We start from the raw sequence: 16118 nt of genomic DNA, 5'->3' as shown, positions 1-16118 counted from the left end.
GGTCCCCCGGCCAGACGAAGCCCCACCTGGTTACGGCACCCAGGTCAACGAAGGGCCGGAAGGCCCGGATACGCGTTTGGTCCAAACACCCCAAACAAGGGGTAGGAGGGGCAAAATCGCGGCAGAAAGGTCCGGTTTTGTCGGGTGAATTCGCCACTTCACCGTTCTGTAGCTGATAAAACGGTTGCGTGCCGCTCCCTCTCTCCGCCGGCCGCGGGCCGAACGCGTACCCCGGGCTCGATCGGTGACCGCGGCACCGCCGCGGACCGGCCCCCGCCTGCAGGTCCGGGCGACCGACCGGGTGATACCGCCGCCGCGCCGTCGTCGACCGACCACCGCGCGTCCCGGAGCCCGGCCCTCCGGCCCCACCGGGAGTCTCCCCGCCGTCCTGCTGCTCTGCGCGGTCGCCTTCGTGGCCGCGCGTCCGCCCTGGTGGTCGTTCAACTACGCGGCTCCGCTGGCGCTGCTGGCCATCGGGTTGAGCGGTCGACTCCCCCGGCTGCGCGCCGTCGACACGCTCGCGCTGCTGCTCGTGTTCTGGGCCGCCGTCAGCCCACTGTGGAGCAGCCGTACCGATCTCGCCCTGCCCGGCGCGTACCGCTACATCTCGGTCGGCCTGCTCCTGGTGGCCTGCCGGCACGTCGTCCGGGGCCGGCGGGACCTCCTGCTGGTCGGTGGGGCTTACCTGGCCGGCTGCGCCATCGTGGCCGTCGAGGTGGCCACCGGCGCCCGCTCACAGGGCGACGTGCTGCTCTTCGCGCACCGTTACGGCGTCGACGGCCGCGAGGTGAACCTCACCGCCTACACCCTTGTCGTCGGGGTGGTGCTCGCCCTGGTCCTCGCGCTGGCCGGCGCGCACCGGCGAGCGGTGCGGGTGGCGTCGCTGCCGCTGATCGCGCTGCTCGGGTACGCGGTGCTGCTCACCGGTTCCCGCGGCGCCGCCATCGGCATGGTGCTCGGACTGCTCGCCGCCCTCGCCGCGTACCTGCTCCCCCGGTTCGCGGGGATGACCGTCGCGGGGATCGCCGCCGGCGCGGTGCTGGCCGTGCCGTTCGGGATGACCCCGCAGAACGAGATGCTCTGGCTCGACGGGCTGTACGGCCGCCCCACCGGTGACATCTCCGGGCGCCTCTCCATCTGGCCGTACGCCCTGTCGACCTGGTGGGAGTCCCCCCTGACCGGGTCCGGTGCCGGCGTGTTCATCTCCACCAACCCGTTCGAGATCGGGCCACACAACCTGCTGCTCACCGTCGGCAACGACCTGGGGTTGATCGGGGTCCTGCTGTACTTCGGCACGATGGCCGGCGCGCTGGTCACCGCGGCCCGCACGGGTCGGACGGCACTACTGCTGGTCTGCGCCTTCACCGCCGCCACGCTGCCGATCTGGTTGACCGGTCAGTGGGAGACCGCGCTCGGCTTCTGGCTGGTCCTCGGGCTGCTCACCGTGGTGCCCCGCGCCCTGGGTCCGGCCCGGTCCCGGGGTGTCGCACCCCGGCACGCCCGCACCCTGCTGCGCCGGGCGACGTCAGCGCCGACGGTCAGCGTCGGGACGTCCCCGCGCCGCTGACCGTCGGCCGGCGCCGGTCAGCCGGCGTCCACGCCCCGCAGGGACACACCGCCGGCCCGGGGCGCCGGTGGCCGGACCCGGCGGTGGGCAGCCTCCCGCAGCACCTCGGCGAAGCGGGCCGCCACCCGGTCCGTACGGTGGTGCCGCAGCGCGTACGCCAGCCCCTGCCGACCCAGCCGACTCCGCAACTCGACGTCGGCGCAGAGCGTGCCGACCGCGTCGGTCAGGGCGGCATCGTCGTCGACGCCGACGACCACGCCCGCCTCCGCCTCCGAGAGGTGGGCCATCGACGCGAGTTCGGCGGGACCGAACCCGAGCACCGGTCGGCCCGCCGCCAGATACTGCGGGATCTTCGTCGACAGCGAGTAGCGCGTGTACCGCCGGTGCTCCTCGGCGAACGCCTCGACATGCACCAGCACGTCGGCCTGCCGGAGCGCGCCGGGTACCTCGCTCGCGGGCAGCGACCCGCCCATCCGGACAGCCGGCAGTCCCGCCAGCCGACCGCCGTACCGTCCCAGGTCGGCCGCCGGGGCGTGCACGGTCAGCCGGACCGGGACTCCCCGTTCCGCCAGCCGCTGCACCGACTCACCGATCCGACGCAGCGACCGCCACCGGTCGAGGTGCAGCCCACCGACGTAGACGAGATCGACCACCCCGTCCTCGCGACGCGTGGCCGCCGGGGCCGAGGGGTCGGCGAAGTCCGCCGGGGACACGCAGTTGCCGAACGCGGCGAAGGGCAACCCGTACCGGCCCTCGAACTCACGGGCCATCGCCTCGCTGATCCCCATCCCGTACGACGAGTGCCGCAGCACCTCCCGCACCCCGGCGAGAACCGCCAGCCGGGGAACGCCGAGCAACTGCCCGCCGGCGTACAGGGTGCTGGGCCAGTCGTCCATGAAGTGCGGCACCAGCGGCGCCTCGCACTCCTGGGCGGCGGTCACCGCGAGGCGCATCATCCGGATGCTGCCGAGCGTCGCGTACACCACGTCCGGTCGCTGCTCCCGCAGCCAGCTCCGGACGTCGGTGGGGACACGGACGGGGCTGACGTCGACGAAGGCCCGCAACTGCGAGCGCAGCCGGGCACGCGCCGGGTTTGGCGGCGCGTCGACCGGAGCGTCCGTCGGGGCCGTCCGGCGCGTGCGCTGGCGGAGCCGGAACAGGTGATACTCCACCGGGGCGTTGCGCGGGGCGAACCGGTTGAACGTGCCCCGCACCTCCGCACCCGGGGTGGCGTCCTCCGTGTACAGCTGGGAGAGGCGGTCGGCGGGCCAGCCCGCGAACAGGTTGGACAGGGTGATGCCGGTGCCGGTGGAGCGGTCGAAGACGGCGGCGCTCACCACCAGGACACGGGGGTACTCCTCAGCGGACAGCATGCGTGGCGACTCCCTCTTCCTCGATGACCGGACGACGGTGTCGACGCAGCGTCCGGTGGTATCCGTAGAGCCCGGCCGGGACGACGGTCACGGCGTACCCGGCGGCGCCCACCCAGGGCACGGCGGCGACACCGAGCCGGCCGGCGGCGTACCACTTGCCGAGCGCCGACAGCGCCAGGAACGCCCCCCAGCCGACGAGCTGCGGGACGATGACACCGCTGGCGTTCTGCACCATGAACCGTGGCGACAGCGCGGCCTGCGCGAGCCACCAGAGACCCAGTCCGGCGAGCAGCCAGCGGTCGTCGCCCATGGGCACCGGCAGCCAGGCGGCGAAGAGCCGGTCGCCGAAGAGCACCAGCACGGCGGCGGGCAGGCCGGCGGCGAGGATCGACAGCACGGTCATCCGGCGGGTGGTTCGCCGTACCCAGTCCAGGTGGCCCTGGGCCAGGGCCTCGCCGTTGGCGGGCCAGAGCGGCACGTTGACCAGGACGACGAGTTGGCCGAGCTGGGAGAGCAGCTTCGCCGGCACCGCGTAGCCGGCCACCGCGGACAGTCCGAGCACGTGGGCGATGATCAGGGTGTCGGCGTTGGTGGCGATCGAGATGACCACGGTCAGCAGGAAGAAGAGCCCGCTGAGCCGGGCCAGCTCACAAGCGACTCCCGGCTGGACGTCTCGCGGCGTCGGCCGCAGTTCCGGCTCCTGCCGGCCGAAGAACCAGAGGGTGTTGAGCAGATTGATCAACAGGGGCGCGACGGCGGACACCGCGATCACCAGAATCGGTGACCAACCGGCCCACACCACGGTGAGAATGGCGGTGAGCGCGGCGACATTGCCGCCGGTCTGCCAGACGTTGCTGGGACCGACCTGCTGGTAGGCGTACTGCACCCGGGCGATCAGGGACAGCGGCACGTTCAGCGCGAACGCGGTGAGGCAGATCAGCGGGACGAGCCGGGTCTGCTCCGGGCTGACCTGCCCGGACACGTTGAACAGAGTCGGCCATGGCACGGCGCGGGCGGTCAGCCACAGCACGGCGGTGAGCGCGACCGCCAGGATCGTCAGGGTCAGGTAGGCGCTGGAGATGTACCGGCGGGCGCGAGCGGTGTCGCCGGACGCGTAGCAGGGGGCCAGCTTCGTCATCAATCCGCTGCCCAGGCCCAGGTCGGCGAACGCCGCCATGCCGGCCAGCGAGGCCACCGCCATCCACAGTCCGTACAGGTCGTTGCCGAAGTACGGCAGTGTCACCGGCACCAACACGATCGGGACGACCAGCCCCGCGGCCCGACTGAGCAGAGCCGTGGTGACACCGGCGACCAGTCGGCGGCCACGCCCCGAACGGCGATGTCGCCCGCCCGACGTGCCGGCTCGCCGGGCCCGTTCGGCGACCCCGGACGACATGGGCGCGGCCTACTGGCCGGTGAGCACGCGATCGGACATCCAGGACACCGTCTGCTCCAGGCCGGTGCGCAGCGGTACCGGTCGTACCGAGGGGAACAGCTCCCGCAGCCGGCCGCAGTCGGCCTGCGAGTCGCGTACGTCGCCGGGGCGGGGTGGCTCGTGCACCACGGGCAGGGGTCGGCCCATGATGTCCTCCAGCTCGGCGATGATGTCGAGCAGCGAGACCCGCGCGCCGAAGGCGAGGTTCACCACGTCGGTGGTGGACACCCTGCGCACGATGGCGTCGACGATCACCGAGGTGACGCTGCCGACGAAGGTGAAGTCGCGGGTCTGTCGGCCGTCACCGTGCACCCGCAGCGGCTCTCCGGCGAGAGCGGCGGTGACGAACCGGGGCAGCACGGCGGCGTACGCGTGGTGCGCCGCCTGCCGTGGCCCGAAGACGTTGAAGAACCGGAACGGCAGCACGCCCAGGTCGTAGCAGGAGGCGTAGGCGACGGCGTACGCCTCGGCGGCGAGCTTGGAGACCGCGTAGGGGGACACCGGGATCGGGCGGAGCCCTTCCTGCCGGGGCAGCACCGGGTTGGCGCCGTAGACCGACGAGGACGACGACAGGATCACCTGTTGGACATGGTGACGGCGGGCGGCCTCCAGCACCATCAGGGTCCCGGTGGCGTTGGCGTGGTGACTGGGCAGCGGCCGGTCGATGGAGCGCGGGACCGAGCCGAGGGCGCCCAGGTGCACCACGCTGGCCGCGCCGCTGAACGCCTCGTCGAGCAGGTCGGGGTCGAGCACGGTGCCCCGGCACAGCCGGACCGGCTGGTCGTGCAGGTTGTCGAGCAGGCCGGTGGACAGGTCGTCGACGACCACGATCTCGGTCACCTGTGGGGTGTCGTCGAGCGCCCGTACCAGGTTGGCGCCGATGAAGCCGGCTCCCCCGGTCACCACTACCTTCACGAGGTCTCCCCTTCGGCCCGTCGGCGGCGGCCGAGCGGCCGGCTGCCAGTAGGTCAACGAGCGCTTGCGGCCCAGGTCACGGCGCGGCGCGTGTCCTCCGATCCGTTCCGTCCGTTGTCAGCCCTGATGAGCGAGTTGGGGTTAGTGACCCGTTTGATGTGGTGAGCTGACCCCGCGGACAGACGCCGGTACGAATCCCGGCCGAGCCGAACGGGAGCGCCGGAGATGCGAATCGGACTGATCAGTCAGTGGTACCCGCCGGAGAGCACGTTCGTGCCCGGCCAACTGGCGACCGAGCTGGCCCGGCGCGGGCACGAGGTGCGCGTGCTGACCACCTTCCCGAGCCTGCCGCTGGGCCGGACCTACCCGGGCTGGCGACAGCGCTGGAACCACCGGAGCACCGAGGCCGGGGTCTGCGTGCGGCGGGTGCCGGCGTACCCGAGCCACGACCGTTCCGGGTTGCGCCGGGCGGCGAGCTACCTGTCGTTCGCGGCCACCAGCACGGTGGCCGCCCCGCGACACCTGCGCGACGTCGACGCGCTCTACGTCTATCACCCGCCGCCGACCTCGTACGCCGCCGCCGGCCTGCTGCGCGTGCTGCGGGGCGTACCGGCGGTGCTGCACGTACAGGATCTGTGGCCGGAGTCCGTGACGGCCTCGGGAATGGCCCCGGCCGGGCTGGCCGGACGCGTGCTGGACCGGGTTCTCACGGCCGCGATGCGCCGGATCTACCACTCGTGCGCCGGCATCGCGGTGATCGCGCCCGCGATGGCGGAGCAGGTGGTCGAGCGTGGGGTCGACCCGGGAGCGGTGCGCACGGTGTTCAACTGGACCGACGAGGCGCTGTTCCGGCCCGTGCCGTGTACCGACGCGGCGCGGGCCGCGATCGGTCATCGCGGGCGGACCACGGTGATGTTCGCCGGCAACCTGGGATTGTTGCAGGGCGTCGACGTGGCGATCCGGGCCGCGGCCGCCGCGCCAGACGCGGTGGACCTGGTCTTCGTCGGCACCGGCCTGGGCGCGGAGCAGGCCCGGAAACTCGCCGAGGAGCTGGGCGCGTCGAACGTACGGTTCCTGGGCCGCCGTCCGGCCGAGGAGATGGCCGAGCTGTACGCCGCCGCCGACTACCAGTTGGTCATGCTGCGCGATCTGCCGTGGCTGCGCGGGACCGTGCCGTCGAAGTTGCAGGCCGCACTCGCCTGTGGCGTTCCGGTGCTGATGTCGGCCGACGGTGACGCCGCCCGGCTGGTCGATGCCGGCGGCGCCGGCCTGGTGTGCCCGCCGGACGACTGGCGGGCGCTGGCCGACCAGTTCGTGGCCGCGGCCACGGTGTCCCCCGAGCGACGGCTCGCGATGGGCGCTCGGGGTCGACAGCTCTACCTGGACCGGATGTCGCTGCGGGTCGGTGTCGACCAGATCGAGGACCTGCTCGGTAAGGCCGCGGCACGCGGGCGTGGCCGATAGACATCAGCGCAATGCCCGATTTGCTCCTTATGTTGAGGAAACCGCAGGTACGCCCCTCAATCTCCACCTAGGCTCGTTGCGGCACGGTACGGCGCCCGCCGGCCGGATCACCGCTCGGCAGGAGGAGAGCCCGTGGCTCAGGGGTACGGCGCAACCCGGTCCATCGTGGAGCACCAACCCCGACGTTCGGGAGGCGCCACGCCGACCACGCGCCGGATCGACAATCCACGGAGCGTCGATCCGATGACCGGCCCTCGGTGGAACCTGGCCAGGTTGAGCGTGCTCCCCATCTGCCTCGCCGCGTTCCTGGCCCCGCTCAGCCCCAACATGGTGTACCAGGGCGGGCTCTGGCTCGCCGCCGCCGCGCTGGTCACCAGTGGTCGCATCCCCCGCACCGGACCGGCGGACTACCTGGCCATCCTCATCTGCTGCTGGGCCAGCGCCACGCTGATGTGGACCCGGGACATCGAGAGCAGCCAGATCGCGATCCGGGCCTGGTGGACCGTCGCCCTGCTCCTGATCGCGGCCCGGCACGTGCTGTCCAGCCGACGCCGGCTGCTGCTGGTCGCCGGTGCCTACCTCGCCGGTGCGGGCTGGACCACGGTCCAACTGATCCGGGCGAGCCGCCTCGACGCGACCGCGCTGCGCATCTCACTCGACGGGGTGGGCGTCAACTACACCGCGTACTGCCTGGCCACCGCCGCCCTGGTCGCCGTCCTGCTGCTGGTGGCGCGGGTCGGCAACCGCCCGGTCCGCACCGCCCTGTGGCTGCTGCTGCCGCTGTTCGGGTACGGGACGATGCTCACCGGCACGCGCGCCAGTCAGATCGCGCTGGCCGCTGTCGCGGCGTACCTGGTCATCGACCGGCTGGCCGGGCGGACCTGGGCCTTCGCCGCCGCCGGCTCGGCTCTGCTGCTGGTCCTGGTGCCGTTCGGACACCTGACGCGCTACCAGCCACAGTGGCTGGAGAACGTGTTCAACCGCCCCCTGGACGATCTCTCCGGACGGCTGGCCGTCTGGCCGATCGCGGAGGCGTCGTTCTGGGACTCACCGCTGGTGGGCATCGGCGTGGGCGCCTTCCCGAGCACCAACCCGTACTACGGGGTGGGTGCCCACACGCTCCTGCTCACCCTCGGCAACGACCTCGGCCTGATCGGGATCGCGCTGTTCGTCGCGCTCATCGGTTTCCTGCTCCGGGACGCGGCGCCCCGGCTCGGTCGCCGGCACGGGATGCTGGTGGGCGCGCTCATCGTCGGGTGGACGCCGATCTGGCTCAGCGGGCACTGGGAGATCTCGCCGGTGGCCTGGCTGATGCTGGCCCTGTGGTCCCGGCTGCCGGTAGCGCTGCCCGATACGGCCGCCGAGCCGCCACCGGTGGTGTCGACCGACCGGCCCCGACGACCGCTTGTCGGCCTGGTGCGCTGAGCCGGCCGGTCAGCCGACCCGGTCGGGAGTCAACGCGGCGGAGTCGGCCGCAGCCGTGGACCCCACCAGCCCGGCGAGGAAGTCGTGCATCCGGTGCCCCTGGGCCGTTGGGTTGCGGGTCTCCCGGACGAACCGCGCGCCGCCGACGCCGAGTTCCCGGGCCGCGTGCTCGGACAGGCCCAACACCTGCTCGATGGCGGTCCGCAGCCCCTCGGCGGTGTCCGGCTCGGCGTAGGAGAGCCAGGGGGTGTAGTCCGGCGGGATCCCCGGCAACCGGGTGCTCACCACCGGCACGCCGGTGGCCAGGTATTCGATGATCTTCGACGGGAACGACCAGCGGACGAAGTCCTGATCCACCGGGCGGGGGTTCACGAGCACCCGCGCCCGGGACAGCCGGGGCAACAGCTCCCCGCGGGGCAGCAGTTGGGGAGGTCGGATGCGCCGGTCCAGGGCGGCCTGGTCCCGCAGCCAGCCCTCCAGCTCGCCGCGCCCGTACACGCACAGCCGCAGGTCGTCACCGGGCAGCGCGCGGAACGCCTCGACGAGCCGGTCCACGCCGTAGGCGCGGCTCAGGCCGCCGGCGTAGACGATGTCGCGGGTGTTCGTGGGGCCGGCCGGCAGGAGGTCGTCGACGGCGCAGATGCCCTCCATGACCAGTCGGGGGCGGCCGGGGGCGAAGTCGTCGGCGAGCGCGGCCGTCAGGGCGATCACCCCGGAGCAGCGCGCGAGGGCTGCCCGGACCAGCGCCACGTCGAGCCCGCGCAGCAGCCGGACCAACCGACCGTCGGTGGGCAGCGCGACGCCCGGCGGGTCGGTGAGCACCGGAACCACCCGTACGCCCCGACGTCGGGCGCGCAGCACGCCGAACCACAGGAACGGCGAGTGCACGCCGTGCACCAGCAGCACGTCGGTCTCCCGCTCGCGCAGCACGCGACTCCCGACGCGCCACGCGGCCACGAACCGGGTGAGGTGCTTGAGCCCGAGCAGGTTGACGAACGGCAGCAGATCCCCGTCCACGCCGTCCTGCCGGAACCGACCGGCGCGGAAGCGGATCTGGCGGTTGCCCGGCCAGCTCGACACCGGCGCGGCGGAGAGCAGGTGCACGGGGCAACCGGCGGCGCGCAGGCTGCGTACCAGGCCCCAGGCGAAGGTGTGCGTCTGGGTGGGCAGGATGGTGTCCCGGGCGATGATCTCGGCGAGCAGTTCGTCCGGAACGGTGAAGCCCAGCAGGCCGACCCGTGGGCTGCGGCGTACTGCCATCCTCACTCCCCGAGGATTCGCTGGTAGACCCCGTCCAGCGCGCCGAGCATGACGTCGAGGCTGTAGCTCTCGGCCACCACCTTGCGGGCCAGCTCCCCCATGTGTCGTCGCTCGGCGGGGTCGTCGAGCAGCGGCGACAACGCCCCGGCCAGGGCCTGGGGATCACCCGCCGGCACCAGCCGGCCGCCGCCGGAGCGCAGGACCTCCACGTTGCCGCCGACCGCCGACGCGACGACCGGCAGCCCGTACGCCATGGCCTCCAGCAGAGCGTTGGAGAGGTTCTCGTGCAGGGTCGGGAAGACGAACAGGTCCGCCGCGGCGAGCAGGTCCGGCACGTCGAGCCGGTTGCCGAGCAGGCGTACCTCGACATCGCCGGCGGCGGCCAGGGCGGCGGCGATCCCGGCGCGGTCGGGGCCGTCACCGGCGACCAGCAGGACGCGACGGACGGTGGACGGCCGCGGCCGGCGCACGGTGGACGGGGGCAGCCGGCGTAGCGCGTCGGCGAGAACGCCGTACCCCTTCTCCCAGGTCAGTCGTGAGACCGCGATCATGACCACGTCGTCCAGATCGAGGCCCAGCTCGGCGCGGGTCCGCTGCCGCGCCTCGCGGGGATCCTCCGGCAGCGGCACCCCGTTGGGGATCACGCCGACGAACTTCCCACCGAGGTCGCGCAGGAAGTCGCGGCGGGCCGCGTACTCGCAGACGGTGCCGACGTGGCTGGCCAACCGCAGCGTCGCGGGCTCGGCCCCGCGCACCAGCAGCCGGCGACGCCAGGCTCGACCCGGTCCACGCAGGTCACGGACGGTGCCGTGCACGGTGACCAGGATCCGGGGGCAGCCGGCGAGGCGCGCGGCGAGCACCCCGTGGAAACCCTCGTTCTGCAGACCGCGTACGTGCACGAGGTCGGGGCGGACCCGTCGCAGCAGTCGCACCCACTCCCGCAGCAGCGGCACATTCAGGCTGCCGTTGCCCGCGCTCTGGTGCATCCGGACGAACTCGTACTCCTCGGCCAGGTGCGAGGCGAGCACCCGCTGCACAGCGGTCAGTGGGCCGTTGGCTCCCGGGAGGCCGGCCGAGTGCTGCACCACCACCGGCCGGGTCACTTCGACTCGCTGCATGAACCCTCGTTTCGACGATGACCCGGCGGGCCGGAGCGCACCACCGGTGGTAACGGCGACAGCGGCGGCGAAGTGACGGCGCGCCGACCGCCTCACGGCGTCACGACCGGCACCGCCGCCGGGGGCGGCGTGCCCGCGCCGGCCAGGACACGGCGGTAGCCCACGACGGCGGCCGGCAACACGGTGAGCCCGTAGGTCACCGCCGAGGCGAGCGCCACCCCGGGCAGACCCATGCGGTGGGCCAGCACGACCTTCAGGGGTACGGCGAGCAGCAGGCAACCGGCCCAGCCGACGAACTGGGGTCGCAGCAGTCCCACGCTGTTCTGCACCATGAACAGCGGAGCCGCGACCGCCAGCAGCACCGACCACAGGGCGAGACCGGCGAAGAGCACCGGTGACACGTGCGGGAGGTCGGTGGCGCGTACCCAGTGTCGCAGCACGTCGTTGCCGACCAGCACGAACGCGACGCCGGGCAGACTGACGACCAGGGCGGACAGCCACACCATCCGTGCCGTGACGCGCCGTACCCAGGGCAGGTCCCCGCGGGCCAGGGCCTCGCTGTTGGCGGGCCAGAGCGGCAGGTTCACCAGCGTAATGAAGAGGGTCAGCAGGGCGAACATCCGCAGCACGACCGCGTACGTCGCCGCGGCGCTCAGGCCGAGTACCCGGCCGATGAGGAAACCGTCGAGGTTGAGCACCACCGAGGCGAGCACCGAGAGCAGGAAGAACCGGACGCCGAGGCGCAGCAGTCCCCGGGCCACCCCGGCGCGGACGTGTCGCAGACGCGGCCGCAGCTCGCGGTCCTGCCAGCCGAAGTAACAGAGCGAGTTGGCCAGGTTGACCGCCGGCACGGTGAGCACCGCGGCGGCGATGACCAGCACGTGCCCGACCGCGTTGGTGACCGCCGCGTACACCAGGGCGACCGAGATCAGGCTGCCGCCGGCCTGCCAGAGGTTGCTCTGGGCGACCTGCTGGTGGGCGTACTGGACCCGCTGGATGAGGGCGATGGGAATGTTGGCGATGAAGGCGCCGAAGCAGAGCAGCACCACCGGCCGGACGTCGGCCGCCAGCGGTGGCGCTGTGGCGTTCAGCAGCGCCGGCCAGGGCACCCACCACAGGCTCACGACCAGCGCGGTCATCAGCAGCGCGGACAGCACGCCCAGCAGGGCGTACGCGCTGGACACCTCCCGGGCCGCCGCCTGCCGCTCGCCGGTGCCGCGCAACCTCGCCAGCCTGGTCAGCAGGCCATTGCCGAGTCCGAAGTCGGCGAAGAGCGCCATGCTGGTGAGCGAGGTGACGGCCATCCAGAGGCCGTACCGTTCGGCCCCGAGGCTGCGGAACGCCAGCGGCGTGATCAGCAGCGGCGCGGCGAGGCCCACCATCTTGCCGGCCAGTGAGGACACGATGCCACCGACGAGCGCCCGGCTGCGGGACCTGCCCGAGCCCGGCGGCGCGGGTGGGCCTGGCGGCGCGGGTCGGTCGGCCACCGCCAGCCGGTGCCGCCCGACGGCCGGCGCCGCAGTGGTGATCGGTCGTCGCATGCCGTGCCGCCTCCGCGCCCCCGCCGACAGGTCACCAGGTACAACGAGAACGATCGGCCATAGTTGCTTAGAGTAGCTTTGCGATTACGATCAGCTCCTGGCGACTCCACTTCATCCCCCGACACGAGTCCACGTAGCCCGCCTCGGTGACGACCACACCCTAGACTTACCGGCCATAACGACCAAAAAACGTATATCTCTCGAGGGGACGGACCGTGGGCGAGTCCACCACCATCGCCGGCCAGCGCCGACATCTGCGGCCCGCCGCCACCACGCCGCAGGTGTTGGCGCTGGCCGCGTACCGGTTTCCACACGGCGACGCGATGTCCAACCGTCTCCTGCAACTGGCCCGCTCGGCCACGCCGCCGGGCGGCGTGACCCTGGTGGTCAACGACTGGCCCGAGGACGGGACGCGCCCACCCACCGCACCCGACCTGCCGCCCGGCGTACGTCTCATCACGCTGTCCCGCGAGCGCGCCGGCGGTGGCGTTGCGGGCCGGTGGCTGCACCGGTGCACCCGTCCGCTGCGGGTAATCAGCGCACTGCGCCGCGCGGGCGTACGCCCGAAGGAGCTGACCGCCGTCTACCTGCCACTCGGCCTGTGGAACCTGCTGACCTGGCTGGTGCTCCGCACGGCGGTGCGCTGCCCGGTGACCGTGGACGTCCTCGAACGGCACGACGCGGCGCAGTTCCCGCACGGCTGGTTCACACCGTATTTCGCCCGGCACCGGTGGGCCTTCTTCCTGGCCGGCCGGCTCGCCGATCGGATCATCGCGATCACCGAGGCGCTGGAGCGACACTTCGTGGGGGTGGGCCGCCCCACCCTCGTGGTGCCGCCGCAGGTGGACTGCTCCGACTACGACGCTCCGGCTCCGCCCCCGCTGGATGACGGGCTCCGGCTGCTCTACGCGGGGTCGGCCGGGACCAAGGACCAACTCGCCGTACTCCTGGAGGGCATCCGCGCCCTCGCCCCCGACGAGCGCGCCCGGGTGCACCTGACCATCGCGGGGATCAGCCGGGAGCAGGCCACCAGCCTCTCCGATCTGGACGAGGCCGGCCCCGACGACCTCGACGACCAGGTGAGCTTCCTCGGTCGCGTGCCGCGCGACCGGGTGCTCGCCGAGCTGCGCCGGGCACACTTCTCGGTGCTCGTCCGCCCTACGGTCGGGTACGCGCAGGCGGGCTTCCCGTCAAAGGTCCCGGAGAGCCTCGCCGCCGGCTGTCCGGTGTTGCTGAACTACACGAGTGACCTGCGGCGCTACATCGTGGACGGCCGCGAGGGCATCGTGCTCGACGGTTCCGGCGCGGACGACGTCCGGCGTGGGCTGGAGCGAGCGCTACGTGTCGACGACCCGGGATGGCGGGCGATGAGCCGCGCGGCACGGGAGCGCGCGCACTGCTTCGACTACCGGGCCTGGACGCCGGCGGTCAGCGACTTCGTGACCGCCGGACGGGGCTCGGGCGCCGGCAGCCCGGCCAGCGCGGCCAGTGCGGCCGAGGTGAGCCGGCGCTCCGGCGGGTAGAGCCGACGCTCGTGCTCCGCAACGGTCTCCAGCGACCAGCGCAGCCGGATCACCCGGGCGGGGTTGCCGGCGACCACGGAGTACGGCGGCACCGAGCGGGTGACGACCGCGCCGGCCCCGACCACCGCGCCCCGACCGATGGTGACCCCGTGCAGGATCACCGCCCGGGTGCCCACCCAGACGTCGTCGCCGATGGTCACGCCCCGATCGTGGCTGTCGTCGCCGGGCTCCTTGCCGACCGCGATCATCGGTACACCGACCTGGTCGATGCGATGGTTACCGCCCCGGATGGTCACCTCGGGGCCGAACATGACGTTGTCGCCGATCCGGATCCGCGCCCGCGCCGCCATCAGGATCGGCCGGTACCCGAGGTCCACGTTGTGCCCGACCTCGATCGTCTCGCAGGTGTAGACACCGTCGGGGTCGAACGTGAAGTTGTCGCCCCGGGCGGCGAACCGTCCGGCCAGGGCGAGACCTCGGACGGCCCGGCGGGCGCGGCTGACCGCGTGAGCGAGTCGGTCCAGCGTCACGACGAGCGGACCGAGCAGGGGCCCGGGCCGGCCGGCCACCACCCGCATCAGAACCCCGCCCGTGCGGCGCCGACCTGCTCGGGAACCCCGTAGATCTGCCGGATCACGGCGGCCTTCTCGGCGGCCGGCAGGTGCCCGCAGCCCAGCGAACGGGCGCGCATCCGGTCGAGATAGTCGTCCGTGCTGCGGATCACCCGGGCCGGTACGCCGGCGGCGACGCTGTTGTCGGGGATGTCCCGGGTCACCACCGAGCCGGCGCCGATGATGCACCGGTCGCCGATCGTCACGCCAGGCAGAACGGTCGTCCGTACGCCGAGGTAGACGTCGTCCCCGACGATGATCGGTGCGGTCCACTCCAGATCCGGCACCTCCCGGCGCAGGATCAGCGTCCCGCCGTCGTGGGTGATGAACTGGACTCCGGCCGTGACGTAGACGTTGTCGCCCAGACTGACGAGCCACGGCTCGGACCCGAACATCGCCCGGTCGATGCCGTAGAAGCGGACCCGGCCACGCAGGTTGACACCGAGTGACCGGGCGAAGCCCTCGGGATCGCGGGCGGCGGCGCGCCGGTCCCGCAGGGCGGTTGCCACGCCGCGAACCATGCTCAGCAACGCTTGTTCCCCGTTCTCGTGGTGGTGATGCTCGATGTGGTCATGCGGTCCGAAGTGTAGATCCGACAGTTCTCCACATTGCCGCATTTTCCAGAATTACCACCAAAAGCGACTGAGGTGAAAGTGAGTCGGAAACATGTTCTTGATGTCCTCATATGAGTAGAACGCACCATGTTTCACTTATCGGCGTCTGACCCCCGCGAAACGAACACACCGAACCTTCGGATTGAGGCCTGCGAAAAGAGACCAAGATGACCAGAATCCTGATCCTGACCGACTACCGGGGAACGTTCTACTCCACGGCCCGCACACGACACGGCCTGTGCACGATGGACCTCGACCGGATCACCACGCATTTCAGCGAGGCCGGCCTCCGTCCGGAGGTCGTCCGCTTCGTGGACCTCGACCTGACCGAGGACCTGTCCGGGGTGCCGGTGCTCTACACCTCGTCGGAGGACGAGGGGCTGCACTACAAGAGCTGGATCGAGGATCTGGTGCTCGCGCTGGAGACCCGGGGAGCGTGGGTCATACCGGGCTACCGCTACCTGCGGGCGCACCACAACAAGGTCATGATGGAGGCGCTGCGGGCCCAGCTCTTTCCGCGTGCCGCCCGCCGCCTCGGCACCCGCACCTTCGGCACCTTCGAGGAACTCGCCGCGACGGTCCTGGACGGGTCGTGGCCCAAGGTGCTCAAGTCGGCGCACGGCGCCGGCTCCCAGTTCGTCGCCCGGGCCGGCGACCACCACGAGTTGCTGCGCACCGCTCGAACGCTCAGCCGGACTCACGACCGGCGTGAAGCCGCCCGCGAGCACGGCCGGCGACTGCTGCGCCGCGACCACCACGCCCGCTCGCTGCACCGGCAGAAGTTCCTGGTCCAGGCGATGATTCCGGGGCTCGCCGGCGACTTCAAGGTGCTGCGGTTGGGCGAGCGCTACTACACCCTGTACCGGCGCAACCGTGCCGGCGACTTCCGGGCCAGCGGCAGCGGCGACTTCGACTTCCACGACATGGCAGGGGTCGACCGGGACGCGTTGCTCGACTACGCCGAACAGGTCAGCGACGCTCTCGGCACCCCGCTCACCTCGATGGACATCGCCCACGACGGCACGGCGTTCCACCTGATCGAGTTCCAGTGCCTGCACTTCGGCACGGTCACCGCGGAGAACTCGACCGGCTACCACGTCCGGCGTGACGGCGGGTGGGGGTACGTCGAGGAGACCTGCGACATCGAGGCGGTGTTCTGCGAGGCGATCGTGGGCCACCTGCGACAGCACCGGCCCACACCGCTCGGGCCGTCACCTGCGGCACCGGTACCGACACGGTCAGCCACCCCGCTCCCATCGACCTATTGACATC

Annotated in this window: 13 protein-coding genes; 5 read left to right on the top strand and 8 right to left on the bottom strand. The window is 72.1% G+C overall.

The features are described from left to right. Positions 1-244 precede the first annotated feature (244 nt). Positions 245-1567 (top strand): O-antigen ligase family protein, encoded by a 1323-nt coding sequence (locus tag ACN263_RS09240; protein WP_422739391.1) that lies wholly within the window; start codon positions 245-247, stop codon positions 1565-1567. Between the two features lie 17 nt (positions 1568-1584). Here the strand turns inward: ACN263_RS09240 and ACN263_RS09235 are convergent, their stop codons facing one another. From ACN263_RS09235 to ACN263_RS09225, 3 genes are read right to left on the bottom strand one after another with little or no spacing between them, the layout of a single operon-like run. Then, positions 1585-2940, bottom strand: coding sequence for a glycosyltransferase family protein (locus ACN263_RS09235; RefSeq protein ID WP_422739390.1), 1356 nt, complete (start codon positions 2938-2940; stop codon positions 1585-1587). Continuing rightward, positions 2927-4336: an oligosaccharide flippase family protein gene (locus ACN263_RS09230; protein ID WP_422739389.1), complete on the bottom strand. Its 1410-nt coding sequence runs from the start codon at positions 4334-4336 to the stop codon at positions 2927-2929. Before ACN263_RS09230 ends, ACN263_RS09235 begins: the two co-directional genes overlap by 14 nt. Positions 4337-4345: 9 nt before the next feature. Next, a complete protein-coding gene (locus ACN263_RS09225; protein ID WP_422739388.1) occupies positions 4346-5290 on the bottom strand; it encodes an NAD-dependent epimerase/dehydratase family protein in 945 nt (314 codons plus the stop codon). A gap of 225 nt (positions 5291-5515) precedes the next feature. Here ACN263_RS09225 and ACN263_RS09220 point away from each other — a divergent pair, with 225 nt between their 5' ends. Together ACN263_RS09220 and ACN263_RS09215 are read left to right on the top strand one after the other, a co-directional pair. Next, a complete protein-coding gene (locus tag ACN263_RS09220; RefSeq protein ID WP_422739387.1) occupies positions 5516-6754 on the top strand; it encodes a glycosyltransferase family 4 protein in 1239 nt (412 codons plus the stop codon). A 243-nt stretch (positions 6755-6997) separates the two neighbouring features. Continuing rightward, positions 6998-8179, top strand: coding sequence for an O-antigen ligase family protein (locus ACN263_RS09215; RefSeq protein WP_422739386.1), 1182 nt, complete (start codon positions 6998-7000; stop codon positions 8177-8179). Between the two features lie 9 nt (positions 8180-8188). Here ACN263_RS09215 and ACN263_RS09210 read toward each other — a convergent pair whose 3' ends face one another. From ACN263_RS09210 to ACN263_RS09200, 3 genes are all read right to left on the bottom strand, one after another. Beyond that, positions 8189-9439 carry a glycosyltransferase gene (locus ACN263_RS09210; protein ID WP_422739385.1) on the bottom strand — a complete coding sequence of 417 codons (1251 nt, stop codon included), beginning with the start codon at positions 9437-9439 and terminating at the stop codon, positions 8189-8191. Positions 9440-9441: 2 nt separating this feature from the next. Further along, positions 9442-10557 (bottom strand): glycosyltransferase family 4 protein, encoded by a 1116-nt coding sequence (locus ACN263_RS09205; protein WP_422739384.1) that lies wholly within the window; start codon positions 10555-10557, stop codon positions 9442-9444. Between the two features lie 92 nt (positions 10558-10649). Then, the gene (locus ACN263_RS09200; RefSeq protein ID WP_422739383.1) at positions 10650-12098 is read right to left on the bottom strand and encodes a lipopolysaccharide biosynthesis protein; all 1449 of its coding nucleotides are present in this window, start codon (positions 12096-12098) and stop codon (positions 10650-10652) included. Positions 12099-12313: 215 nt separating this feature from the next. Between ACN263_RS09200 and ACN263_RS09195 the strand changes: the two genes are divergently transcribed. Continuing rightward, on the top strand, positions 12314-13621 hold the full coding sequence (locus ACN263_RS09195) for a glycosyltransferase (protein ID WP_422739382.1): 1308 nt from the start codon (positions 12314-12316) through the stop codon (positions 13619-13621). Here the strand turns inward: ACN263_RS09195 and ACN263_RS09190 are convergent. Both ACN263_RS09190 and ACN263_RS09185 read right to left on the bottom strand, forming a co-directional pair. Then, positions 13504-14199, bottom strand: a complete 696-nt coding sequence (locus ACN263_RS09190; RefSeq protein WP_422739381.1) for an acyltransferase — start codon at positions 14197-14199, stop codon at positions 13504-13506. The two genes, ACN263_RS09195 and ACN263_RS09190, sit on opposite strands and share 118 nt — an antisense overlap. Then, entirely contained in the window at positions 14199-14741 is a 543-nt protein-coding gene (locus tag ACN263_RS09185) for a DapH/DapD/GlmU-related protein (RefSeq protein ID WP_422739380.1), read from the bottom strand. The genes ACN263_RS09190 and ACN263_RS09185 overlap by 1 nt, the downstream gene beginning before the upstream one ends. A 272-nt stretch (positions 14742-15013) precedes the next feature. Between ACN263_RS09185 and ACN263_RS09180 the strand changes: the two genes are divergently transcribed. Beyond that, complete coding sequence (locus ACN263_RS09180; RefSeq protein ID WP_422739379.1) at positions 15014-16114, top strand: hypothetical protein; 1101 nt, start codon at positions 15014-15016, stop codon at positions 16112-16114. Positions 16115-16118: the final 4 nt, after the last annotated feature.

It is taken from the genome of Micromonospora sp. WMMD729, from assembly GCF_049315225.1.
Taxonomy (GTDB): Bacteria; Actinomycetota; Actinomycetes; order Mycobacteriales; family Micromonosporaceae; genus Micromonospora.
Note: the sequence above shows the minus strand (reverse complement) of the source record. Positions and strands in the feature narration are given on the sequence as shown.

What these genes read in the sequence shown, in the direction of transcription:
- ACN263_RS09235 (WP_422739390.1), bottom strand. Translation starts at nt 2,940, where the DNA reads ATGCTGTCCGCTGAGGAGTACCCCCGTGTCCTGGTGGTGAGCGCCGCC.
- ACN263_RS09230 (WP_422739389.1), bottom strand. Translation starts at nt 4,336, where the DNA reads ATGTCGTCCGGGGTCGCCGAACGGGCCCGGCGAGCCGGCACGTCGGGC.
- ACN263_RS09220 (WP_422739387.1), top strand. Translation starts at nt 5,516, where the DNA reads ATGCGAATCGGACTGATCAGTCAGTGGTACCCGCCGGAGAGCACGTTC.
- ACN263_RS09215 (WP_422739386.1), top strand. Translation starts at nt 6,998, where the DNA reads ATGACCGGCCCTCGGTGGAACCTGGCCAGGTTGAGCGTGCTCCCCATC.
- ACN263_RS09210 (WP_422739385.1), bottom strand. Translation starts at nt 9,439, where the DNA reads ATGGCAGTACGCCGCAGCCCACGGGTCGGCCTGCTGGGCTTCACCGTT.
- ACN263_RS09205 (WP_422739384.1), bottom strand. Translation starts at nt 10,557, where the DNA reads ATGCAGCGAGTCGAAGTGACCCGGCCGGTGGTGGTGCAGCACTCGGCC.
- ACN263_RS09200 (WP_422739383.1), bottom strand. Translation starts at nt 12,098, where the DNA reads ATGCGACGACCGATCACCACTGCGGCGCCGGCCGTCGGGCGGCACCGG.
- ACN263_RS09190 (WP_422739381.1), bottom strand. Translation starts at nt 14,199, where the DNA reads ATGCGGGTGGTGGCCGGCCGGCCCGGGCCCCTGCTCGGTCCGCTCGTC.
- ACN263_RS09180 (WP_422739379.1), top strand. Translation starts at nt 15,014, where the DNA reads ATGACCAGAATCCTGATCCTGACCGACTACCGGGGAACGTTCTACTCC.